This is a genomic window from Mesorhizobium sp. P2_E10 (assembly GCF_056404235.1).
The window spans coordinates 225,538-245,711 of sequence record NZ_JBFUEK010000007.1 but is presented as its reverse complement, the minus strand read 5'-3'; the positions used below and the strand labels follow the sequence as shown (position 1 = coordinate 245,711).

The window sequence follows — 20,174 nt, the reverse complement described above, 5'->3', positions numbered from 1 at the left end:
TTCAGCGCAGCATCAGCACGCTGCAGGTGGCGCCCACAGCGGCGGTAGGTGCAAACGGTTCGCGCACGATCAGCCCGTTGGCGTCGGCCAGCATTCGCAGCATCGAGGAATCCTGGATGCCGAATGGTGTTGCTATGAGCGTACCTGCGTCTTCCCTGACGACGGCCCGCACATAGTCCTGCCTGAGATCGTTGGCCGGCATCGCGGCGCCAAGTTTTGCGTCGCGTATATCCTGGCGATGGCTGCGGCCGCCGAGCCGCGCCAGCAGCGGCTTCAGGAACAGCTGCGAGCAGACCAGGCTCGCCACCGGATTACCGGGCAGGCCGATGCACCTGATATCGCCGAGCCGACCGAACATCAGCGGCTTGCCGGGGCGCATGGCGATCTTCCAGAAATCCAGCGTCATGCCTTCGCCGGTCAGCACGTCATGGACGAGGTCATGGTCGCCGACCGAAGCGCCGCCCAGTGTGACGATGACGTCCGCGCCGGCCGCGACCGCCTTTTTCACCAGCGCCGCGATCGCTTCCTTGCGGTCAGCGGCGATGCCGAGGTCGAGCGCGCGGGCGCCGACCGACTGCGCGGCGGCGGCAACGCCATAGGCGTTGGAGGAGATGATCTGGTCGGGGCCGAGCGCGCTGCCCGGCGGCAGCAACTCGTCGCCGGTGGCGATGATGGCGACCAGCGGCCGTTTGACCACGCTGACCGTTGGATGGTTGGCCGATGCTGCCAGCGACAACGCCGCCGGATCGAGCAGGCGGCCTTTTTCCAGCAAAATGTCGCCCTTGGAAAAATCGAGGCCTAGCCGGCGAATGTTGCGTTCCGCCGCCGTCGGTTCGGTCACCTCGATGCTGCCGTCACCGAGAACCCGGACATTTTCCTGGATGACGATGGTGTCGGCGCCTTCAGGCAAAGGCGCGCCGGTGAAGACACGAACCGCTTGCTTCGGGCCGACAATGCCGTCAAAGCCGCGCCCGGCGGGCGCAACGCCGATCACCGAAAGCCGCGCCGGAACCGAACCGACATCCACCGCCCGCGCGGCATAGCCGTCCATCGCGGAAGCGTTGAAGGGCGGCTGTGTGCGGAGTGCAACGACCGGCTCCGCCAGCACCCGGTCGGCCGCGTCCAGCAGCGCGACGCTTTCGCTGCCCGTCGGCTGCGCGCCCTCCAGCAGGCGCTCCAGCGCCTCTGCAACCGGCACCAGTGCCATTATTGACCTGCCTTGTAATCGCCCGACTTGCCGCCGGTCTTTTCAACCAGCCTGATGCCTGAGATTACCATGGCGCGGTCGACCGCCTTGGCCATGTCGTATATGGTCAGGCAAGCGACCGAGGCAGCGGTCAGCGCTTCCATCTCGACGCCGGTCTTGCCGGTGACGCGCGCGAGCGCCGTCACCCTGAGGCCTGGCAGCGCTGCGTCGGGCTCGATGTCTACGGAGACCTTGGTCAGCAGCAGCGGATGACAGAGCGGGATCAGATCATGCGTCTTCTTGGCCGCCATGATGCCGGCGATGCGCGCGGTGCCGAGCACATCGCCCTTCTTGGCATTGCCCGCCAGGATCATCTTCAGCGTCTCAGGCTGCATCGAAACAAAGCCTTCGGCGATCGCCGTGCGCGTCGTCTCTTCCTTGTCGCCGACATCGACCATATTGGCCTCGCCTTGCGCGCCAAGATGGGTGAGGGCGGCTGCCATCGTCAGATCGCCTCGGTCGGCGCCTTGCCCGTCAACAACAGGCGTGTTGCGGCCGCCACGTCCTGCTGCCGCATCAGGCTTTCGCCGACGAGGAAGGTGCTGATGCCGGTATTTTGCATCCTCAGGCAATCGTCATGGGTGAAAATGCCGCTCTCGCTGACCAGCAGGTGGCCGCCCGGCACCATCGGCGCCAACCGCTCCGAGGTTTCAAGGTTGGTTTCGAACGTTCGAAGATTGCGATTGTTGATGCCAATCAGCCGCGACGACAGCTTCAGCGCGCGCTCCGTCTCGGCTTCGTCATGGACTTCCACCAGCGCATCCATGCCGAGTTCGAATGCCGTCGCTTCCAATTCGCTGGCCAGGGCATCATCGACGCTGGCCATGATGATCAGGATGGCATCGGCGCCCCAGGCTCGTGCTTCGTAGACCTGGTAGGGATCGAACAGGAAATCCTTGCGCAGAGCAGGCAAGGACACGGCCTTGCGCGCGTTGGTGAGAAATTCCGGCGCGCCCTGGAAGGACGGGGCATCTGTCAGCACCGAAAGACAGGCGGCGCCGCCTTTCTCATAGGCTCGCGCCAGTGCCGGCGGGTCGAAATCGGCGCGGATCAGGCCCTTGGACGGGCTCGCCTTCTTGATTTCCGCGATCAGGGCGAAGCTGCCCGATCTGTGCTCCGCTTCAAGCGCCGCGAGAAAGCCGCGCGGTGCGTCGGCGTCCCTGGCTCGCGCCTTGATTTCGGCCAGTGGCACGCGCTGCTTGGCCGCCGCGATCTCGTCGCGCTTGTAGGCTTCGATCTTGCGCAGGATGTCGGCCATCGCACTATCCGTTCGAAATCTCGACCAGCCTGTCGAGCACTTGCAGCGCCCGGCCGCTGTCGATGGCTTGCGCGGCTGCTTCCATGCCGTCGGACAGCGTCGTCGCCTTGCCAGCCACCACCAGTCCGGCGCCGGCATTCATCAGCACCGTGTCGCGATAGGCGCCGGCGGCACCGCCCAGCATGTCGCGCATCGCCTTGGCGTTGTAGGCGGCGTCGCCGCCGCGCAACTCATCCTTGGTGTGGCGCTTCAGCCCGACCGCTTCCGGGGTCAGTGTAAAGCTGCGGATTTCGCCACCGGCGAGCTCCGCCACCTGGGTCTCGCCGGTGGTGGTGATCTCGTCATAGCCGTCGCCATGCACGACCCAGGCGTGGTCAGTGCCCAGTGCCTTCAATGTCTCGGCCACCGGCATGATCCATTCCGGGAGGAACACGCCGACCATCTGCCGGCTGACACTCGCCGGATTGGAGAGCGGACCGAGCAGGTTGAAGATGGTGCGGGTGCCGAGCTCGACGCGGGTCGGGCCGACATGTTTCATCGCCGGATGATGCGCCGGCGCGAACATGAAGCCGACGCCGGCCTCATGGATGCAGCGGCCGATGGTTTCCGGCGGAATGTCGATCTTAACGCCGAGCGCCGTCAGCACGTCGGCCGCCCCGGTCAGCGACGACAGCCCGCGATTGCCGTGCTTGGCGACAGGCACGCCGCTGCCGGCGATGACGAAGGCGGATGCCGTCGAGATGTTGACCGAGTGCGAATTGTCGCCGCCGGTGCCGACAATGTCGATGGCGCCTTCGGGTGCGACGACGCGCAGCATCTTGGCGCGCATGGTGGCGACGGCGCCGGAAATCTCGCTCACCGTCTCGCCGCGCACGCGCAGCGCCATCAGGAAGCCGCCGATCTGGCCGGGTGTCGCGTCGCCCGACATGATGATGTCAAAAGCTTCACGCGCTTCCTCGAAGGAGAGAGCGGCCCCGGTGGCGACCTTGGCGATATGGGTCTTCAGCGCGCTCATCTGTTCAAGGCTTGGGAAACGGCGGCCTGATCGATGCGAACGTCGTACTGCGTTTGCAACTGCGCCACCAACTGGTCGAGCAGATCGTCGGACATGCCGGAGGTGAAGGATTTCTGCGCATCGGCCGGCACCGAGCTGGCATCGGCCCCGGCAGGCTCGAACACTTCCGCGACCTTGAACAGTATCTGTCCGTCGCCGGTGGGCGAGGGGATCAGTCCGGTCCCGCCTTCGCCGACACCGAACATCGCGGCCGCCCCTTCCTTGCCGAAATCGACGTCGTCGGCTTCGCGCTTGACGCCGCGCTTGGTCTGTTTCTCAAGCTTGAGTTCGCCGGCGATCACATCGAGCGTGGTACCGGCCTTAAGACGCTTTTCCAGGTCGTCGGCCTTTGCGATCAGCCGCTTGGCCGTTTCCGCTGCCGTCCAGTCGGCCACCACCTTCTGGCGAACTTCATCCAGCTTGCGGTCGCGCGCCGGCGTGATCGTCTCGACCTCGTAGAACACGAAGCCGTTGTCGGTCGTGGTCAGGGCCTCATTCTCGGTCTTGGGTTCGGCGGCGAACACCGCCTTGATCAGGTCCGGCGACACCGGCAAATCCTTGATGATCGTCCCGTCCGGCGCCTGGCCGGTGCGATCGATCGCCTCGATGGTGACGTCCTTCAGCTTCAGCTTGGCGGCCGTTTCGGCCAACGTGCTGCCCGAGGCGCGGGTGTCTTCGTAATTGTCGTGCACATCCAGCAGGATGCGGCTTGCCTCGCCCAGTGCCAGGTCCTTGCGGATCTCGTCGGACACCTCGGCCAGCGGCTTCACCACTTGCGGTTTGATCTCGGTGACGCGCAGCAGCACCGGACCAAAGGCGCCCTGCACGACCGGGCTGACTTCGTTGACATTGAGCGCGAAGGCCGCATCGGCCACCGCCTTGTCGGCGATCTTGTCCCTCGCCAGCGTGCCAAGCAGCGTGTCGGCCGGCGTCTTGCCCTCGGCGGTGACGATCTTGTCAAAGGTGGCGCCGGTCTTCAGCGAATCAAGCGCTGCCTTCGCCGCATCGGGCGTCTTGAACACCAGCTGTTCGATGGTGCGCAACTCCGGCGTCGTGTAGCGGCCCTTGTTCTTGTTGTAGTCATCGCTGACCTGTTGGTCGGTCACCGCGCTGACATCCATGATGTCTTGCGGCTCGAGCCTGACATAGGAGAATTTGCGGTATTCGGGCGCCGCATAGGTTTTCTTGTTGGCATCGAAATAGGTCTGGAGCGCACTGTCGGCGGGCGCCTCGATCGGCTCGACCAGTTTTTTCGGCAAGGTCAGGTAGTCGACGGTGCGGTCCTCGCCGCGGTAGAGCGCGACAGCCTTGAAGAAAGTGTCCGGAGCCTTGAGGCCATCCGAGACCGCCTCGACGATCTGCTGGCGCACCGCCACCTGGGCGCGATTTTTCAGATAGTCCTCCGGCCGCATGCCAACCTGTTGCAGCATGTATTCGAATGTCTTGCGGTCGAACTGGCCACTGGGACCCTTGAAGGCCGGATCTTCGCGGGTGAGTTCGGCCAGCCGGTCCTTGGACAGGCCGAGCCCGAGCGTGCGCGCCTGCTCGTCGAGAACGGCGCCCGACACGAGCTGCGCCAGCACCTGGTTGTCGATGCCGAGCGCGGTTGCCTGCTCGCGCGAAATGCGCTGGCCGAACTGCTGCGACATCACGCTGATCTGGCGATCATAGGCCAGCCGATATTCAGTGATCGAAACGGTCGTGCCGCCAGCGGTGATGACCGAATGATGACCGGCCAGCACCCCGCCCACCATCTTGGTGGTGGCGCCCCAGGCCAGAAAGCTCAACACCAGCAGGGACAGCAGTGCTTTCGCGACCCAGGTGCCCGCCGCGTTTCTCAAAATACCAAGCATTGTTACTTCCGATTTTTGCGCATTTTCGCGTGCGCCGAGTCTGAAACAAGCGCAATAGCGCCCTTCCGGCCCAGTGTCGATTGCTTTGTGGCTTGATTTTGGTAGTGAGGGCGAGAGCTTAATAGAGCCCAATGTCGCCCGGAGAAACAACCCCATGACGCCTGGAATTCGCCCGCTCGTTGCCGGCAACTGGAAAATGAACGGCACCAGCGCCTCGCTCAATGAGCTCAGGATGATCGGCAACGGCTTCATGAGCGGCCTCGACGCCGAGACCGAAGCGCTGGTCTGCGTGCCCGCGACCTTGCTGGCGCACGCCGCGGAAATTCTCTCGCGCACCCCGGTCAAGGCCGGTGGTGAGGATTGCCACGCCAAGGAAAGCGGCGCCTACACCGGCTGTATCTCGGCCGAGATGCTGAAGGACGCCGGCGCCAGCCACGTGATTGTCGGCCATTCCGAGCGCCGTGAGCAAAGCAACGAAGACGATGCGACCGTTCAGGCCAAGGCATCCGCCGCCTGGCGGGCCGGGCTCATAGCCATCGTCTGCATTGGTGAGACCAAGCAGGAGCGTGAAGTGGGCGCCACGCTCGACGTGCTTTCGCGCCAGGTCGCCGGCTCTGTGCCGCCGACCGCCACGACGGCCAACACCGTCATTGCCTATGAGCCGGTTTGGGCGATCGGCACCGGGCTGACGCCGACCGCCGCCGATGTCGCCGAGGCGCACGCGCATATTCGCGAAGAACTGGCGGAATTGCTCGGCACGGCCGCGGCGGCCAAAATGCGCATCCTCTATGGCGGCTCGGTCAAGCCGTCCAATGCGGTCGAACTGCTTGGCGTGAAGAATGTCGACGGCGCGCTGGTTGGCGGCGCCAGCCTGAAGGCGGCGGACTTTCTTGGCATCGCCGAAGCGTATCTAAATATTGCGTAGGCGCAGCCTGTCAGGGCGGTTGGGCAGGCCTGCGCCGGGGCCGAAATCGTTGCAAAGGGCGCATTGCTTCCCATATTCCGGCCACGGGCTTGGAAATGCCATCAAAGCATTGTATTGAGCCGCCTCCAAATCACCGGCCGCAATCGCGGCCGCGCAAGGCCTTGCCAGGATAATCTATGGAAACCGTACTGATCGTCGTTCACCTCATGGTCGTCCTCGCGCTTGTCGGCGTGGTGCTGCTGCAGCGCTCCGAAGGCGGCGGCCTCGGCATTGGCGGCGGCTCCGGTTTCATGACCGCTCGCGGCGCGGCCAACGCTCTGACACGAGCAACGGCGATCCTGGCGGCGGCTTTCTTCGTCACGTCGCTGACCTTGTCCATCGTCGCCCGCTATGGCGAAAAGCCGATCGACATCCTCGATCGCGTCCCCGGCACCTCGGGTGGCGTGCTCAACCAGCTGCCCGGCACCACGCCACCGGCGCCACCGTCCGGCAACACCGCGCCGACGCCGCCGTCGGGCAATGATGCCGCCGCGACGCCTCCGGCAACGGCTCCTGCAGCGGCTCCCGCCACGCCGCCTGCTACCGATTCGGCGACACCGCCGACGGCCAATGGCGTCACCTTGCCGGTCACGCCGCAGGTCCCGAACCAGTAATCTGCAGGGTCTGATGCCGCGACCTGTTGTTGTTTCAACACAGTCGCGGCAAATGCCGCATGATCACGGGCATTCGACCGTGTGCCACGCTTGAGGGCGCTCCTTCAGTTCGATTATAGATTGCGCGCGGCACTTTCGGCGTCCTTGGGGGGCGCCGGGCGACGCCGTGGGCAACAAGCATTGAACGATCGGATCTTCGCCATGCAGCTTCGCAGCTTCATTTTCGCCGGCCTTTGTGCCGTGCTCGGCCTGAGTGCGCCCGCTTATGCGGCCATGCCAACGGGCAATTCGGCTCACAAGGCCGCAGTAACAACCGACATCGTCAACGTCGCCGCCAAGAGCGACGCGGCACAGCTGAAGCTTCTCAAGAAGAAGAAAAATCCGACGTCGGACGACCTTGCCCAGATCAGCAAGCTCGAAGCCAAGATCGTCGCCGACAAGGAAGCCGCCCGCGCCAAGGCGCTCGAGGCCCGCAAGCTGGCGATGCGCGACGCGGCGAAAGCCAAGGCCGACGCCGTACGCGAGGCCTTCCTTGCCAAGAAGGGTCAGTCCGCGGCAACGCAGGTGGCTGACGCCAAGGCAGCCACGAAGAAGACCAAGATCATCGAGCCGGTTGAACCGATCGAGCCGATCCAGTCGGCCGAGCCGATCCCGGCCGAGGCGATGAATGTCGCGCTGACCGGCAACAATGGCGAATTGCGCAGCGAGCCGATTGGGCAAAAGCCGCAGACCGGCGGGCTTTTCGCCGGCCTGTTCGGTGGTACGTCTTCTTCGTCGATGTCCTTGCTGCCCGAGACGCGTGCCCTCGACCAGGCGCTCGCCAAGCGGCAAGCCAAGAAGCAGTTCAAGGTGAAGCCCGAGTTCGTGCCGCAGGAAGTCGAATTCACCGGCTATAGCGCCGGCACCATCGTCATCGACACCAGCGCCCGCCGCCTCTACCTCGTCGAATCGGCCTTCACGGCACGCCGCTACGCCATCGCGGTCGGCCGCGAAGGCCTGCAGTTCAAGGGCACGGTCGCCGTCGGCGACAAGCAGGAATGGCCGCGCTGGATCCCGACGCTCGACATGCAGAAGCGCGAGCCGAAGCACTATGGCCAGTACAAGGACGGCATGCCCGGCGGCGGTCAAAATCCGCTCGGCGCCCGCGCCATCTACCTTTACGACGGCAAGAAAGACACCCATCTGCGCATCCACGGCACCATCGCGCCGCAGTCGATCGGAACCAGCGCCTCCAATGGCTGCTTCCGCATGATCAACGAGCACGTCATGGACCTCTACAGCCGGGTGAAAGTGGGCACCAAGGTAGTCATCATCTGACGCCTTGATCCATTCTGCCGAAAGGGCCGGCCTAGCCGGCCCTTTTGTTTTGCCTCGCACACGATCAGAGCGCCTTCTCTGGAAAAAGCCTTCGCGGCGGTTTTTTCTCTGGCGGAATCAATTCGGCCGCGTTAAGCGATGACTCCCATGGCGCGATATGTATTCATCACAGGCGGCGTGGTTTCCTCACTTGGAAAAGGCATCGCTGCAGCGGCCCTTGGGGCTCTCTTGCAGGCGCGAGGTTATCGCGCACGCATCAAAAAGCTCGATCCCTATCTCAATGTCGACCCTGGCACGATGTCGCCATACCAGCATGGCGAAGTCTTCGTCACCGATGACGGAGCCGAGACCGATCTCGACCTCGGCCACTACGAACGCTTCACCGGCCGCTCTGCCAACCAGCTGGACAACATCACCACCGGCCGCATCTACAAGAACATCATCGAGCGCGAGCGCCGCGGCGACTATCTCGGCGCCACCGTGCAGGTCATTCCGCACGTCACCGACGAGATCAAGAATTTCGTCCTCAACGGCAATGACGACTATGATTTCGTGCTGTGCGAAATCGGCGGCACGGTCGGCGACATCGAGGCGATGCCGTTCCTGGAGGCGATCCGCCAGCTCGGCAACGACCTGCCGCGCAACAACGCTGTCTACGTGCATCTGACGCTGATGCCCTATATCCCGACCGCTGGCGAATTGAAGACCAAGCCGACCCAGCATTCGGTCAAGGAACTGCGCGGCATCGGCATCGCGCCTGACATACTGCTGGTCCGCGCCGACCGTGCCATCCCCAAGGAAGAGCGAAGAAAACTGTCGTTGTTCTGCAACGTCAGGGAAAGTGCTGTCATCCAGGCGCTCGACGTGCCGCACATCTACGACGTGCCGATGGCCTATCACAATGAGGGGCTGGATTCGGAAGTGCTGGCCGCCTTCGGCATCGACCCGGCGCCGAAGCCGCGCATGGAGCCCTGGCAGAAGGTGTCCAACCGCATCCACAATCCGGAAGGCGAGGTGACGATTGCCGTCGTCGGCAAATACACCGGCCTCAAGGATGCCTACAAATCGCTGATCGAGGCGCTGTCGCATGGCGGCATGGCCAATCGCGTCAAGGTCAAGCTCGACTGGATCGAGAGCGAGATTTTCGAAAAGGAAGATCCGACGCCGTGGCTGGAAAAGGTCCATGGCATCCTGGTCCCCGGCGGCTTTGGCGAGCGTGGCTCGGAAGGCAAGATCCTGGCGGCCAAGTTCGCCCGTGAGCGAAAAGTGCCGTATTTCGGCATCTGCTTCGGCATGCAGATGGCCTGCATCGAGGCGGCGCGTTCGCTGGCCGGTGTCGAACATGCCTCGTCGACCGAGTTTGGCCCGACCAAGGAACCGGTCGTTGGCCTGATGACCGAATGGCTGAAGGGCAACATGCTGGAGAAGCGCCGGGAAACCGGCGATCTCGGCGGCACGATGCGGCTCGGCGCCTATCAGGCTGACCTGGCCAAGGGCTCGAAAATCGCCACCATCTATGGCGATACGCAGATTTCCGAGCGCCACCGCCACCGCTACGAGGTCAATGTCGACTACAAGGAGCGGCTCGAGGATTGCGGCCTGGTGTTTGCCGGCATGTCGCCCGACGGCGTGCTGCCGGAAACGGTCGAATACCCCGACCATCCCTGGTTCATCGGCGTCCAATACCATCCGGAACTGAAGAGCCGGCCGCTCGACCCGCATCCGCTGTTTGCCAGCTTTATCGAAGCGGCAGTGGAGCAGAGCCGGCTGGTTTAAACTGCCGGCGGATCAGCCATGCAGACCTATGTCGCGCTCCTCTACAGCATCATCCTGGGCGAGGGGCGTCGGGTTGTCATGGCTGACCTCAAGGCGATGGCGGACGGCCTGGGGCTGAAAAACCCACGCACGCTGGTGGCGACCGGCAATCTGGTCTTCGAGACGAGAGATACGCCAGTAGCCGCGCTGGAACAGCGGCTGGAAACGGCGTTCGAAAAAACCTTTGGTCGCCATGTCGACATCATCGTGCGCAGCTCTGACGACTGGCTGGTGCTTGCCGCCGGCAATCCGTTTCCCGACGAATCGGCCGAAACCGGGGATCAGGTGGCGGTGCGGGTGATGCGCAAACCTGCGCCCGCGGAAGGCGTGGCCGCGCTGCAGGCCTACGCCGCCGAGCACGAGAAGGTACAGCTGGCCGGCGGCGACATCTGGGTTGTATTTTCGCGCGAGAGGCCAAGTTCGCGCCTGCTCGCGGCAATGAACCACAAACGCCTCGGCATCGGCACCGCGCGCAACTGGAATACGGTGCGGAGGTTGGCTGAGATGGTAGGAGGTTAGGTCTTCCCTTCTCCCCTTGTGGGAGAAGGTGGATCGGCGCGCAGCGCCGAGACGGATGAGGGGTGTTGGAAGAAACGCGGCGCTGAAAAACAACGCACTCTCAAGCGCTTAATTCTTCAAGGTCGCGATCCGTCCAACACCCCTCATCCGACCTCGCTTCGCGAGGCCACCTTCTCCCACAAGGGGAGAAGGCTAGCCGGCGCTCAGGCCTTCGCCGTCTTGGCGCCCGCACCCAATGCCATGCTGCGCAGCACATAGTAGATGGCGCCGGCGATCGCCACACCGAAGAACCAGCCATAGACGCCCCACCACGACGGCAGCACGGTGGTGAAGTTGGGCAGGATCGAGGAGAAGATGGCGCCGATGCCGGCAGCGATGAAGGCATTGACGTGCCAGCCGCCCTGGAAGCGGAACTCGCCGTCTTCCCTGTAGAGCGCCTCGACGTCGACCTCGCCCTTCCGGATCAGATAGTAGTCGACCATCATCACCCCGAAGATCGGTCCCATCGTCGCGCCGATGACGTTGACGAAGGAGGCCGCACTGCCTTCCCAAGGCGCGAAGGGGTAGAGCACCAGCGCGATCACGGCCGCGATATAGCCGCCCTTCTTGAAGTCGATCTGCCGGGGAAAGACGTTGGAGAAGTCGAAGGCCGGCGAGACGAAATTCGCCACCACGTTGATGCCGAGCGTTGCCACGGCGAAGGTCAGCGCCGCGAGCGCCGCCAGGAACCAGCTGTCGAATTTCGCCGAGATCTGGTCGGGGTGCAGCAGCACTTCGTGGTAGACGTCGAAGGCGGCAATTGTGGTGACGCCGGCGACAAGCGAGAACAGGATGAGGTTGATCGGCAGGCCCCAGATATTGCCCTTGCGCAGCGACGCCCTGTCGGGCGCATAGCGGGCAAAATCGCAAAAATTGAGATAGAGCGCCGAGAAATAGGTCACCCAGATCGCCGCCACCGCAAACAGCGATGTCCACGACCCCGGCGTGCCGGGCACACCCGCATCCTTGGTCTTGTCGAGCAGCACATCCATCGGGATGTCGCTGGTGAAGGCAAATCTCCCTGACTTGACGCAGAGATAGATGGCCAGGACCAGCATCATCACCCACACGGCCGGACCGGCCCAGTCCTGGAAGCGGCGCACCGTTTCCATGCCGTTCTGGATGATCAGCAGTTGCAGCGCCCAGATGACCACGAAGCAGATCACTTCGAGGCCGGTATGGCCGAGGAAATGCGTGTTGGCGTTGAAGTCGGCGAACCATTGCGAGCGGATCAAAAGCGCCACAATGGCGCCAGATGCCGCCGCCGTCTGCGCGCCGTACCAGAAGCAGGCGACGATGGCTCGAACCAGCGCCGGAACGTTGGCGCCCCAGATGCCGAAGGAGGCGCGGGCAAGCACGGGGTAGGGCACGCCGGTTTTTACGCCGGCATAGCCGACCATGTTCATCAGCACATAGATGATGAGCGAGCCGATGCCGATGGCGATGATGAAGTTGACGAAGCCGCCGCAGAACAGAAACAGACTGGCAGCGAGATAGTATCCCCACAGGCTGTGGACGTCCGACGTCCAGACGTTGAAGATTGAAAACGGTCCCCAGTTTCGAACCGTCGCCGGCGCGAGATCCTCATTGTATAGGTCAGGCGATGCGCCTTGTATGGTCACTGTGAAATCCTCCCCTTGAGCCGAACGCACCACCATGCGTTGGCTGCGCGCAGGTTAGGCCTGACGCAGGGGAACCGGCAAGCAACCCATTTGCCGGCTTTGACCTTAAAGATATTCAATGCAAATCGCGCTTATCGATCAGATTTTATGGGTGATCGGCTGATTCAACCGTCGCGCTTGATTCGAATTTCTGCCGGCTTGGCGATCAATCTCAGGATACCGGCGATTTTTCGAAATTGGCGGCAAGCCAGCCTATGGCGCTGGTCACATCATCGAGCACGTATTTTGCCGCGGTTGGCCCACGCGGCCTGACACGGATGGAGATGCCGCCGGCTTCGTTGATCGCCTCGAACCCGTTTTCATCCGGCGCGTCGTCGCCAAGGAAGACAGGCCGTCGCCCGGCAAATGGCGGCATTGCCATGAACCGCCGCACGGCTGCGCCCTTGGCCGCCTCGAGCGGCATCAATTCGACACCGGCATTTCCTGGGATCACCCGATAGCCCTTGGGAAGCTCCGCCAAAGCCTTTTCGACAAGTTGGGTTGCCCGGGCCAGCAGATGCGGTGCCGCGCGGGTATGGATGGCGAGGATCGGGCCTTTGCGCTCGACATAGACCCTGTGCCTGCCCAGTTCGGCTTCGATCTCGTCGGCAAGGGCGGCGACATCGGCCGGAGCGTCGGCAACTTCGACAGGGCCGTCAGGCGTCAGCCGATGCTCCAATCCATAGAGTCCGGCAACGCGCAGCTTTAGCGGATAAAACAATCTGTCGGCGACTTCGACCGAGCGGCCGGTGATGAAGGCGACGGCGCCATCGAGTGTTTGTTCGATGGTGCCGAGAAGCCCGCGCAATTCGTCGCTGACCGACACCGCATCGGGGTGATCTGCGTGTTCGAGCAAGGTGCCGTCAATATCGAGGAAAAGCGCCCAGCGCCCTTCCGGCAGCTCAGCCGCTGAAGGCTGCTGCAGGCTCCTCACGACGCCACCTTCCGCTTGCGCTCGAAGATGGAGATGATGTTGTCGGTGTTCGAGGGCCGCTCGGTGTTGCCCGTCGCCCGGTCGAGATCGCCGCGTTTGCGCAGGCGCGCCGCGTCCAGAAGCATGGAGCCAGCCCAGCGGTAGACATTGTTGTCGCGCACCATTTCGCGCATCGGGCGCATGCGATCGCGTTGCTCCTCCGGCGACATGGTCAGCGCCTGCAACAGCAACTCGCTCATCATCGCCGCATCGTAGGGATTGACGATCAGCGCCTCCAGCAGTTCGCGCGAGGCACCGGCAAAGGTGCTGAGCATCAGCACACCCTGTTCGTCGTCGCGTGCGGCGACGAATTCCTTGGCCACCAGGTTCATGCCGTCATGCAGGCTGGTGACCATGCAGATGTCGGCGGCCCTGTAGATTTCGTAGACCTGTTCCTGCGAGTGATGCTCGGCCACCATGATGATCGGTCTGTAGCCCTCGCTGCCATAGCGCTGGTTGAGCTCTTCGGCGTAGCGCAGGCATTCGTCGTGGAGCTGCTGGTAGGCCGGTAGCGTGCCGCGGCTGGGCGCCGCGATCTGCAGGAAGACCAATTTGCCCACCCATTCCGGGTATTTCATGAACAGCTCGTCCAGCGCCTGGAAGCGGTCGAGAATGCCCTTGGTGTAGTCGAGGCGCTCGACGCCGACGGCCAACTTCACGTCCGCCTTCAGCCCGAACCGGTCGCGCAGACGGGCGCGGCATGCGTCGACATCAGACAGTTTTGCCAGGAGGGCGGCCGGCCATTCGATGGAGATGGGATAGGCGTGCACCAATGTCGTCTGGCCGCCATAGGAGATCGCCGCATCGGCCCGTTCAATGCGGCTTTCCAGGAAGCGATCGACGCTCTCGGTGAAGTTGTTCGCATGGAATTGGGTGTGGAAGCCGATGATCGAGCTGCCGAGCAGCCCGTCCAGGATCCGCTCCCGCCAGGGGCAGATACTGTACACCTCGGAATTCGGCCACGGTATGTGCCAGAAGGTGATGACGATCGCCTCGGGCAGCCGCTCCCGGATCATCCGCGGCAACAGCGCGAAATGGTAGTCCTGGACCAGCACGATCGGCCGCTGATTGCGCGCTTCGGCCACAACCGTATCGGCGAACTTGCGGTTGACGGCTTCATAGGCCTCCCAATCCGAGGCGCGAAAGATCGGCCGGGTGAAGGCGATATGGCAAAGCGGCCACAGGCCTTCATTGGCGAAGCCGAGATAGTAGCCCTGATGCTCCTCCTCGGTCAGCCAGACCCGGCGCAGCGTGTAGGCGGGATTGCCGGGCGGCACCTGCACGCGGTCGTCATTGTCGACGGTGAGACGGTCCGCCGTGCCGCCACCATAGGCGATCCAGGTGCCGGCGCAGGCGCGGGTGATAGGCTCAAGCGCCGAAACCAACCCACTGGCCGGGACCAGCAATTCGATGCCACCATCATCCTTAGTGTTGTGGATATAGGGCTCGCGGTTGGACACCACGATGACCTGCGCCTCCGGCAGGTCGTCGGCCAGGATCTTGCGCAAGGTCTCGGGCGACCATGTCACCAGCGCCGCATCGGCCGATTGGCTGTTCTTTTCGAATTCGCGCATCACCTTGCGCGCTGCTTCCGCGGCCACGTCCTCACCGGCAGTGCGTTCAACGGCCGGTAGGTGACTGCGGCGCTGCCGAGATATCGAGAACAACACCGCGAGGGTGGAAAGACCGAGACTTACCAGGATCAGAACCCAGAGCAGGTCGACGCCATAGTCTGTCATTGAAATGCCAACTCACTTTCGGCCGTTCGGCGGCCGTTCTTCTTGTTTCGAATTTGAAACCGTTCGCCGGCGACCCGGTCGCCTTTCGAACTCGTATTTGTGCAACGCACAAACATGCGATCTGGTTCCGGCCACAGTCCGGATCGGATCATGTTCGCACGAACAGCGGCACCAGCCCTTCATGGCGGTCTGCGAGAAAGGCGACGACGCGGTCGCCGACCCGCTGGAACGTCAGGTCGACCTTTTTGTCCCCAACACCCAGATGGCGCAGCGTCAGCGTGTCGATGCCGATCGGCAGCCTTGGACGGGTGACGCGTATCTCGCCGTCCCAGCCATCGATCTCCAGCCCGAGACAGGCCTGCATCAGCATGAAGGCCGAACCCGCCGACCACGCCTGCGGCAGGCAGGCGACGGGGTAGGCGATCGGCGCCTCGCCCGGCGCGCGGGTAAAACCGCAGAACAGTTCAGGCAGGCGCATGTTGAAATGCACGGCGGACTCGAACGTGCCGCTCATCAGCCGGACCACGCTTTCCCGCTCGCCGTAGCGCGCAAGGCCGGCGCCGCAGAGCGCGGTGTCATGCGGCCAGATCGAGCCGTTGTGGTACGACATTGGGTTGAAGAACACCGCGTCGTCGGCCAGCGTCCTCAGCCCCCAGCCGGAGTGGAAGGAGGCGGTAAGCAGTTGTTCGGCGACCATTTGTGCCCGCGCCGGTTCAGGCAGGCCGACAAAGAGAAGATGCCCGGCATTCGACGTCCTGACCTTGCAGGGCTCGCCGGCGCCGTCGATCGCCAGCGCATAGAAGCCAAGATCGTCCAGCCAGAAATCGCGCTCCACCGCGGCCCGCATGGCCTCGGCGCGGTCGTCCCAGTGGTCGGCCCTGTCGTCCTCACCACGACGGCGGGCGAGCTTCGCCAGGCCGCGGAAGGCGGCAAAGACATAGCCTTGCACTTCGACCAGGGCGATCGGTCCCTTGGGGATGCGGCCATCGGCATGAAAGATGGAGTCAAAGCTGTCCTTCCAGCCCTGGTTGGCAAGGCCGGATTCGGCGGCGCGCTGATAGGTGACGAAGCCGGTTGCGCGGCTTGCCTCTTCCGTCCATTCGGCTGCGGCGCAAAGCGATGGCCACAGGCCGTCGATGAAAGCCATGTCGCCGGTGCGCTCGGCATAGGCGCAGGCGAGGTGGATGTAGAGTGGCGTCGTGTCGACACCTCCATAGTAGCGGCCGAAGGGAAGCTCGCGCAGCGCCGCCATTTCACCCTTGCGGGTCTCGTGCATGATCTTGCCTGGCTGTGAATCGCTGAACGCCAGCGTTTCGGTTGCCTGGTGCTGGGCCAGGAAGGCCAGCACACCGCGCGCCAGGCCGGGGTTGAGCCACAGCATCTGCATCGCCGAGATGACACCGTCGCGGCCGAACGCCGTCGAAAACCAGGGAATGCCCGCATAGGGGTAGGGGCCGGTCTCAAGCTCGGTGGTCAGCAATGCGACATCGGCGCGGGCACGGGCGATCCAGTCGTTGAAGACACGGCCGGAACTGTGCACCGTGGCGCCATGACGGCGCTTGGCACGCATGCCGAAGCGGGCGCGAGCCGCGGCAGCACGGAAACGGTCTCGGTCCGGCACCTCCGCCACCTGTGGACCAACCTCGACATAGAGCACCTCGCTGCTGCGCTTGGCCACGGCGAGCAGAAACTCGGCACGGTCGGCCGCCAGATGATCCGGCGCCTGCGAAAACGATATGGCCGACGCGCGCGCCAGCCCGTCCAGTCCGTCATAGCGCAGCAGGACGGATGTCGCCTCCGTTTCCGCTGCATGGGCCATGCCGCGCTTGGCCCTTGTCGAGCCGCGCACTTCGAACATGTCGCGGAAATCGGCGGCAAAGTGCAGGCAAACGCTGATGGTGGCGTTTTCCCGGCTGTAGTTCGAAAGGGTGATGCGCTCGAACAGCCGGTCCTGCCAAAGCAGCCTGACGCGTTCGATATGGATGGCGCCTTGCGGAATGTCGCGGCCGGCGGCGCTCTGCATCGGCAAATTGGTCAAATTGCTGGTGAACAGCACATTGTCCTGGCTGAGCGAGGCGCCAAGCAGCGATGTCGGCCTACCGCCGACGGTCAGCCGGAATTCGGACAGCACACGCGTGTCGTCGCGGAAAAAACCGTCGCCGGCGCCCCTGATATCGCCATAGGCATCGGCAACGACAAAGCAGTCGCCTTGCTTCAGCGCAAACAGCCGGTGTGGTTCACGCGGAGCGGTTGCGTCGAGCGACGCCAGCGCTACGGCGGGATCGAGCGTGCGCTCGTCGAGCTGGTTCATCCGCCAACAACTCCGTCGAATTCATTCCAGGTCCTTGACCACGCGACGCCGCTCACGAAGCTCTCGCTTCCTGGACGCCGATCAGGCGCTCATAGGCGGCGACGTAGTCACGCGCCATTCGCATGGCGGAGAACCGTTTTTCGAACGCTGCACGCACCTTGCGCCTGTCGAGCCGCAGCAAGCCTGGCACCGAGGCGACCGCATCGTCGATCGTATTGACGACGAAACCGGTCACACCAGGATCGATGATCTCGGGCAGGGCGCCGCAATTCCAGGCGATCGTCGGGGTGCCGCAGGCCATTGCCTCTATGGCCGCAAGGCCGAACGGCTCCGGCCAGTCGATCGGAAACAGCAGGCCGCCCGCATTGCCGAGGAATGCCGCCTTCTTGTCCTCCTCGATCTCGCCGACATAGTCGACGCGGTCGCCGTCGATCAGCGGCGCGATCTTTTCGTGGAAATAGGCGCGGTCATCATCGCCGATCTTGGCCGCCAACTTCAGTTTCATCCCGGAGCGGGAGGCGATTTCGATGGCGCGATCCGGGCGTTTGTCCCGAGAAAGCCGGCCGAGGAAAACAAGGTACGGCTCTTCTGCCGCGGTCTCGAAAGTCGGCTGGTAGATATCCGTCGGCAGTCCGTGATGGATGGTCGCCAGCCAGTTGGCGTTGGCGAGGCCCGTTCGCTGGCTGCGCGAGATGGAAATCAGGGGAAAGCGCGGAAAACGCTCATAGGCGGGCGCGAGATCGACATAGTCGAGCCGGCCATGCGGCGTCGTCACCGTCCGCTCCGCCATGCCTTCGAAGAAAGGGAAATGCAGGAAATGGCTGAGGTGAAAGTGAATGATATCAAACTCATGAGAACGCTTCCTCACCTCGGCCAGCATCGCAAGATGTGCGGCCGTTTCCGACTTGAGCGGGCGCGGGTCGAGACGAAGCGCGCGTTCGCGCCCCGGCACCAATCGTGCCGACGTCCGGCTGTCGCCACTGGCGAACAGGGTTACGTCATGGCCGAGTTCGACCAGCGCTTCAGTCAGATGGGAAACGATCCGCTCTGTACCGCCATAGAGCCGGGGCGGCACGGATTCGTGCAAAGGCGCGACATGGGCTATCCGCATGGTTTGAATTGTCCCTCGAAAATCATCTCAGGACCCCAATGCGTCAGCCGGCCTTACGTTCCGCACAAAACCACGAACGCACGGCAACGACGTCCGGAGCGCACATTATTTTTGAGGTTCCGCCGATTCTTCTGGAACCAAATGGCCAGTCGTGAGTTTAATGGGGTTCGATCGAGCGGAGGCGATCGACCCGGGAGGAATACGATGGATCGCTTGCATTTCTTTACGCCGGTGCGCATTGCGCGCGGGCAGGGACATCCAGTGGAAGAAGTCGATAGCGTTGCCGAAGCGATGGTGTTTTTGCAGAAATGGCCGGCAGGGCGGCGCGGGCCTGTTTTTCAATGCGCGCTGAATTGTTGCGCCGCGGCTCTCGCTGGCCGGATGTCGCCCGAAGAAGCACGGAAGGCTTTTACCGGCTTTGCCCGCATCACCCGCCTGCTTGACGACGACATGGCACTGCCTATGGGCGGCGGAAACATGGACGGCGCATACGCGCTGAGGCGATAGGGTCAGTCGTTCTTACGATTTCGACGCCGCGCCCTGGCGGGCGCCGGCGCAGCTTTGTTTGTGCGCTTCAAGTCAGGGCTCTGTGGCCTGTTCGATTGCGCCTCACCTCATACACTGTGACAGCGCGCGTGTTCGTGCGAGGCTTGGCGTAGCGTCATCGCCACCGGCCGGAGAAACGACAATGCCCAAATGGCTCAAAACGGTTTTGGGAACGGCCGGCGCCATCGCCCTTGCCATCGTCTGGGCGGTTGTTGCCACCATGATGGGCGCGCCCTCCATCTTGATCACCGTGGGCGCCGTCGCCATAGGCGCGGGCATCTATACCTATCTCAACCGGAATTCAGACTGACCGACCATCGAGCAGGACTTTGTGCGATGCCGCCCGAGAAATACGTCAACGTCAAACGCTTGCTTACTTTTCTCGAGTGGTCGATCTACGCGGATACGATGATGATGAAATGAGGTTATCCCGCGCCCTGGCGTTGGTTTCAGCCTTGGCCGGCTGCGCGCCCAAGGCTGACGATTCCGTCATCTACACGCTCTACCGAAGCTCCGCTGCCGCCGAAATGCGGATGGCAGCCGCTCTGTTTCAGGCGCAACCAGGTGGCGTTGTCCATTATTGGTGCGAGAAAGGGCGATACAGAAAATAGAGAATCCCGCCACCGTGAGGCAGCGGACGAATGTGCCTGCTCATCGCACCTTGACCTACTTCCAATGCATGTGCCGGTTACCCCAATCTCTAAATTGATCGAACAACCCTGTTCTTTTAGCCTGCCAAAACTGGCGCTCGTAGCTCAAACTAGGACAGAGCGGGACCTCCCGGGCAGATGCAGGTTCGAACCCTGCCGAGTGCACCAATTTCTTCCTGACGCTCCTCGATTGCCAATAGCCCTACGAACGGGGGACGGCCATTAGCGGGGGAAAACTTGCGAACGGTGATGAAGACGCGGGCCGACCAAGTTGTCCCGCCCCTTGGCCAGCAGCCGGAACCCGATACGAACCCCGCTGCTGCAGTTCAACAATCCATGGTCCGCGAAGTTCCGAGCCTGGCGATCACATATTCGCAACTGCTTGACTATGCCGCCGGGCGCGACAGAATCCTACCGATGGCGCGGGAAATCAGCATCGGTGACAGGGTGGCGATCACCGCCACTGTGGGCAAACGCATTGACGATCGCGTGACCCTGGCCGTG

Annotated in this window: 17 protein-coding genes and 1 tRNA gene; 8 read left to right on the top strand and 10 right to left on the bottom strand. The window is 63.2% G+C overall.

Translation table 11 applies throughout. The features are described from left to right. Position 1 precedes the first annotated feature (1 nt). The 5 genes from AC1D0N_RS20585 to AC1D0N_RS20565 are packed head-to-tail and all read right to left on the bottom strand — an operon-like array spanning position 2 to position 5,411. On the bottom strand, positions 2-1,207 hold the full coding sequence (locus tag AC1D0N_RS20585) for a molybdopterin molybdotransferase MoeA (RefSeq protein WP_477247083.1): 1,206 nt from the start codon (positions 1,205-1,207) through the stop codon (positions 2-4). Next, entirely contained in the window at positions 1,207-1,689 is a 483-nt protein-coding gene (moaC, locus tag AC1D0N_RS20580; RefSeq protein ID WP_477247081.1) for a cyclic pyranopterin monophosphate synthase MoaC, read from the bottom strand. Before moaC ends, AC1D0N_RS20585 begins: the two co-directional genes overlap by 1 nt. Positions 1,690-1,691: 2 nt before the next feature. After that, positions 1,692-2,504 (bottom strand): indole-3-glycerol phosphate synthase TrpC, encoded by an 813-nt coding sequence (gene trpC / locus AC1D0N_RS20575; RefSeq protein ID WP_477247079.1) that lies wholly within the window; start codon positions 2,502-2,504, stop codon positions 1,692-1,694. Positions 2,505-2,508: 4 nt separating this feature from the next. After that, positions 2,509-3,519 (bottom strand): anthranilate phosphoribosyltransferase, encoded by a 1,011-nt coding sequence (gene trpD, locus AC1D0N_RS20570; protein WP_477247077.1) that lies wholly within the window; start codon positions 3,517-3,519, stop codon positions 2,509-2,511. Next, entirely contained in the window at positions 3,516-5,411 is a 1,896-nt protein-coding gene (locus AC1D0N_RS20565) for a peptidyl-prolyl cis-trans isomerase (protein WP_477247075.1), read from the bottom strand. Before AC1D0N_RS20565 ends, trpD begins: the two co-directional genes overlap by 4 nt. Positions 5,412-5,565: 154 nt before the next feature. Here AC1D0N_RS20565 and tpiA point away from each other — a divergent pair, with 154 nt between their 5' ends. From tpiA to AC1D0N_RS20540, 5 genes are all read left to right on the top strand, one after another. Next, positions 5,566-6,336, top strand: coding sequence for a triose-phosphate isomerase (gene tpiA, locus AC1D0N_RS20560; RefSeq protein WP_477247073.1), 771 nt, complete (start codon positions 5,566-5,568; stop codon positions 6,334-6,336). Between the two features lie 176 nt (positions 6,337-6,512). Beyond that, the gene (gene secG, locus AC1D0N_RS20555) at positions 6,513-6,989 is read left to right on the top strand and encodes a preprotein translocase subunit SecG (RefSeq protein WP_477247071.1); all 477 of its coding nucleotides are present in this window, start codon (positions 6,513-6,515) and stop codon (positions 6,987-6,989) included. Positions 6,990-7,190: 201 nt separating this feature from the next. Next, the gene (locus AC1D0N_RS20550) at positions 7,191-8,306 is read left to right on the top strand and encodes a L,D-transpeptidase (protein ID WP_477247201.1); all 1,116 of its coding nucleotides are present in this window, start codon (positions 7,191-7,193) and stop codon (positions 8,304-8,306) included. A 138-nt stretch (positions 8,307-8,444) separates the two neighbouring features. Continuing rightward, a complete protein-coding gene (locus AC1D0N_RS20545; protein WP_477247069.1) occupies positions 8,445-10,082 on the top strand; it encodes a CTP synthase in 1,638 nt (545 codons plus the stop codon). Between the two features lie 18 nt (positions 10,083-10,100). After that, positions 10,101-10,640, top strand: coding sequence for a DUF1697 domain-containing protein (locus tag AC1D0N_RS20540; protein WP_477247067.1), 540 nt, complete (start codon positions 10,101-10,103; stop codon positions 10,638-10,640). A 203-nt stretch (positions 10,641-10,843) separates the two neighbouring features. On the opposite strand, the gene AC1D0N_RS20535 is transcribed toward AC1D0N_RS20540, so the two are convergent. The 5 genes from AC1D0N_RS20535 to AC1D0N_RS20515 form a co-directional block, all read right to left on the bottom strand. Beyond that, positions 10,844-12,301, bottom strand: a complete 1,458-nt coding sequence (locus tag AC1D0N_RS20535; protein WP_477247065.1) for an NCS1 family nucleobase:cation symporter-1 — start codon at positions 12,299-12,301, stop codon at positions 10,844-10,846. 211 nt (positions 12,302-12,512) lie between these two features. Further along, on the bottom strand, positions 12,513-13,274 hold the full coding sequence (gene otsB / locus AC1D0N_RS20530) for a trehalose-phosphatase (protein ID WP_477247063.1): 762 nt from the start codon (positions 13,272-13,274) through the stop codon (positions 12,513-12,515). Beyond that, positions 13,271-15,052, bottom strand: coding sequence for an alpha,alpha-trehalose-phosphate synthase (UDP-forming) (locus AC1D0N_RS20525; protein ID WP_477247061.1), 1,782 nt, complete (start codon positions 15,050-15,052; stop codon positions 13,271-13,273). The genes otsB and AC1D0N_RS20525 overlap by 4 nt, the downstream gene beginning before the upstream one ends. 148 nt (positions 15,053-15,200) lie before the next feature. Beyond that, entirely contained in the window at positions 15,201-17,363 is a 2,163-nt protein-coding gene (locus AC1D0N_RS20520) for an amylo-alpha-1,6-glucosidase (RefSeq protein WP_477247059.1), read from the bottom strand. A gap of 52 nt (positions 17,364-17,415) precedes the next feature. Continuing rightward, a complete protein-coding gene (locus tag AC1D0N_RS20515) occupies positions 17,416-18,474 on the bottom strand; it encodes a glycosyltransferase family 4 protein (protein WP_477247057.1) in 1,059 nt (352 codons plus the stop codon). A 204-nt stretch (positions 18,475-18,678) separates the two neighbouring features. On the opposite strand from AC1D0N_RS20515, the gene AC1D0N_RS20510 reads away from it, so the two are divergent. From AC1D0N_RS20510 to AC1D0N_RS20500, 3 genes are all read left to right on the top strand, one after another. Then, positions 18,679-18,981 (top strand): DUF982 domain-containing protein, encoded by a 303-nt coding sequence (locus AC1D0N_RS20510; RefSeq protein ID WP_477247199.1) that lies wholly within the window; start codon positions 18,679-18,681, stop codon positions 18,979-18,981. A gap of 181 nt (positions 18,982-19,162) precedes the next feature. Continuing rightward, positions 19,163-19,330, top strand: coding sequence for a hypothetical protein (locus AC1D0N_RS20505; protein ID WP_477247055.1), 168 nt, complete (start codon positions 19,163-19,165; stop codon positions 19,328-19,330). A 434-nt stretch (positions 19,331-19,764) separates the two neighbouring features. Next, a tRNA-Gly gene (locus AC1D0N_RS20500) sits at positions 19,765-19,838 on the top strand. The last annotated feature ends 336 nt before the right edge of the window (positions 19,839-20,174 follow it).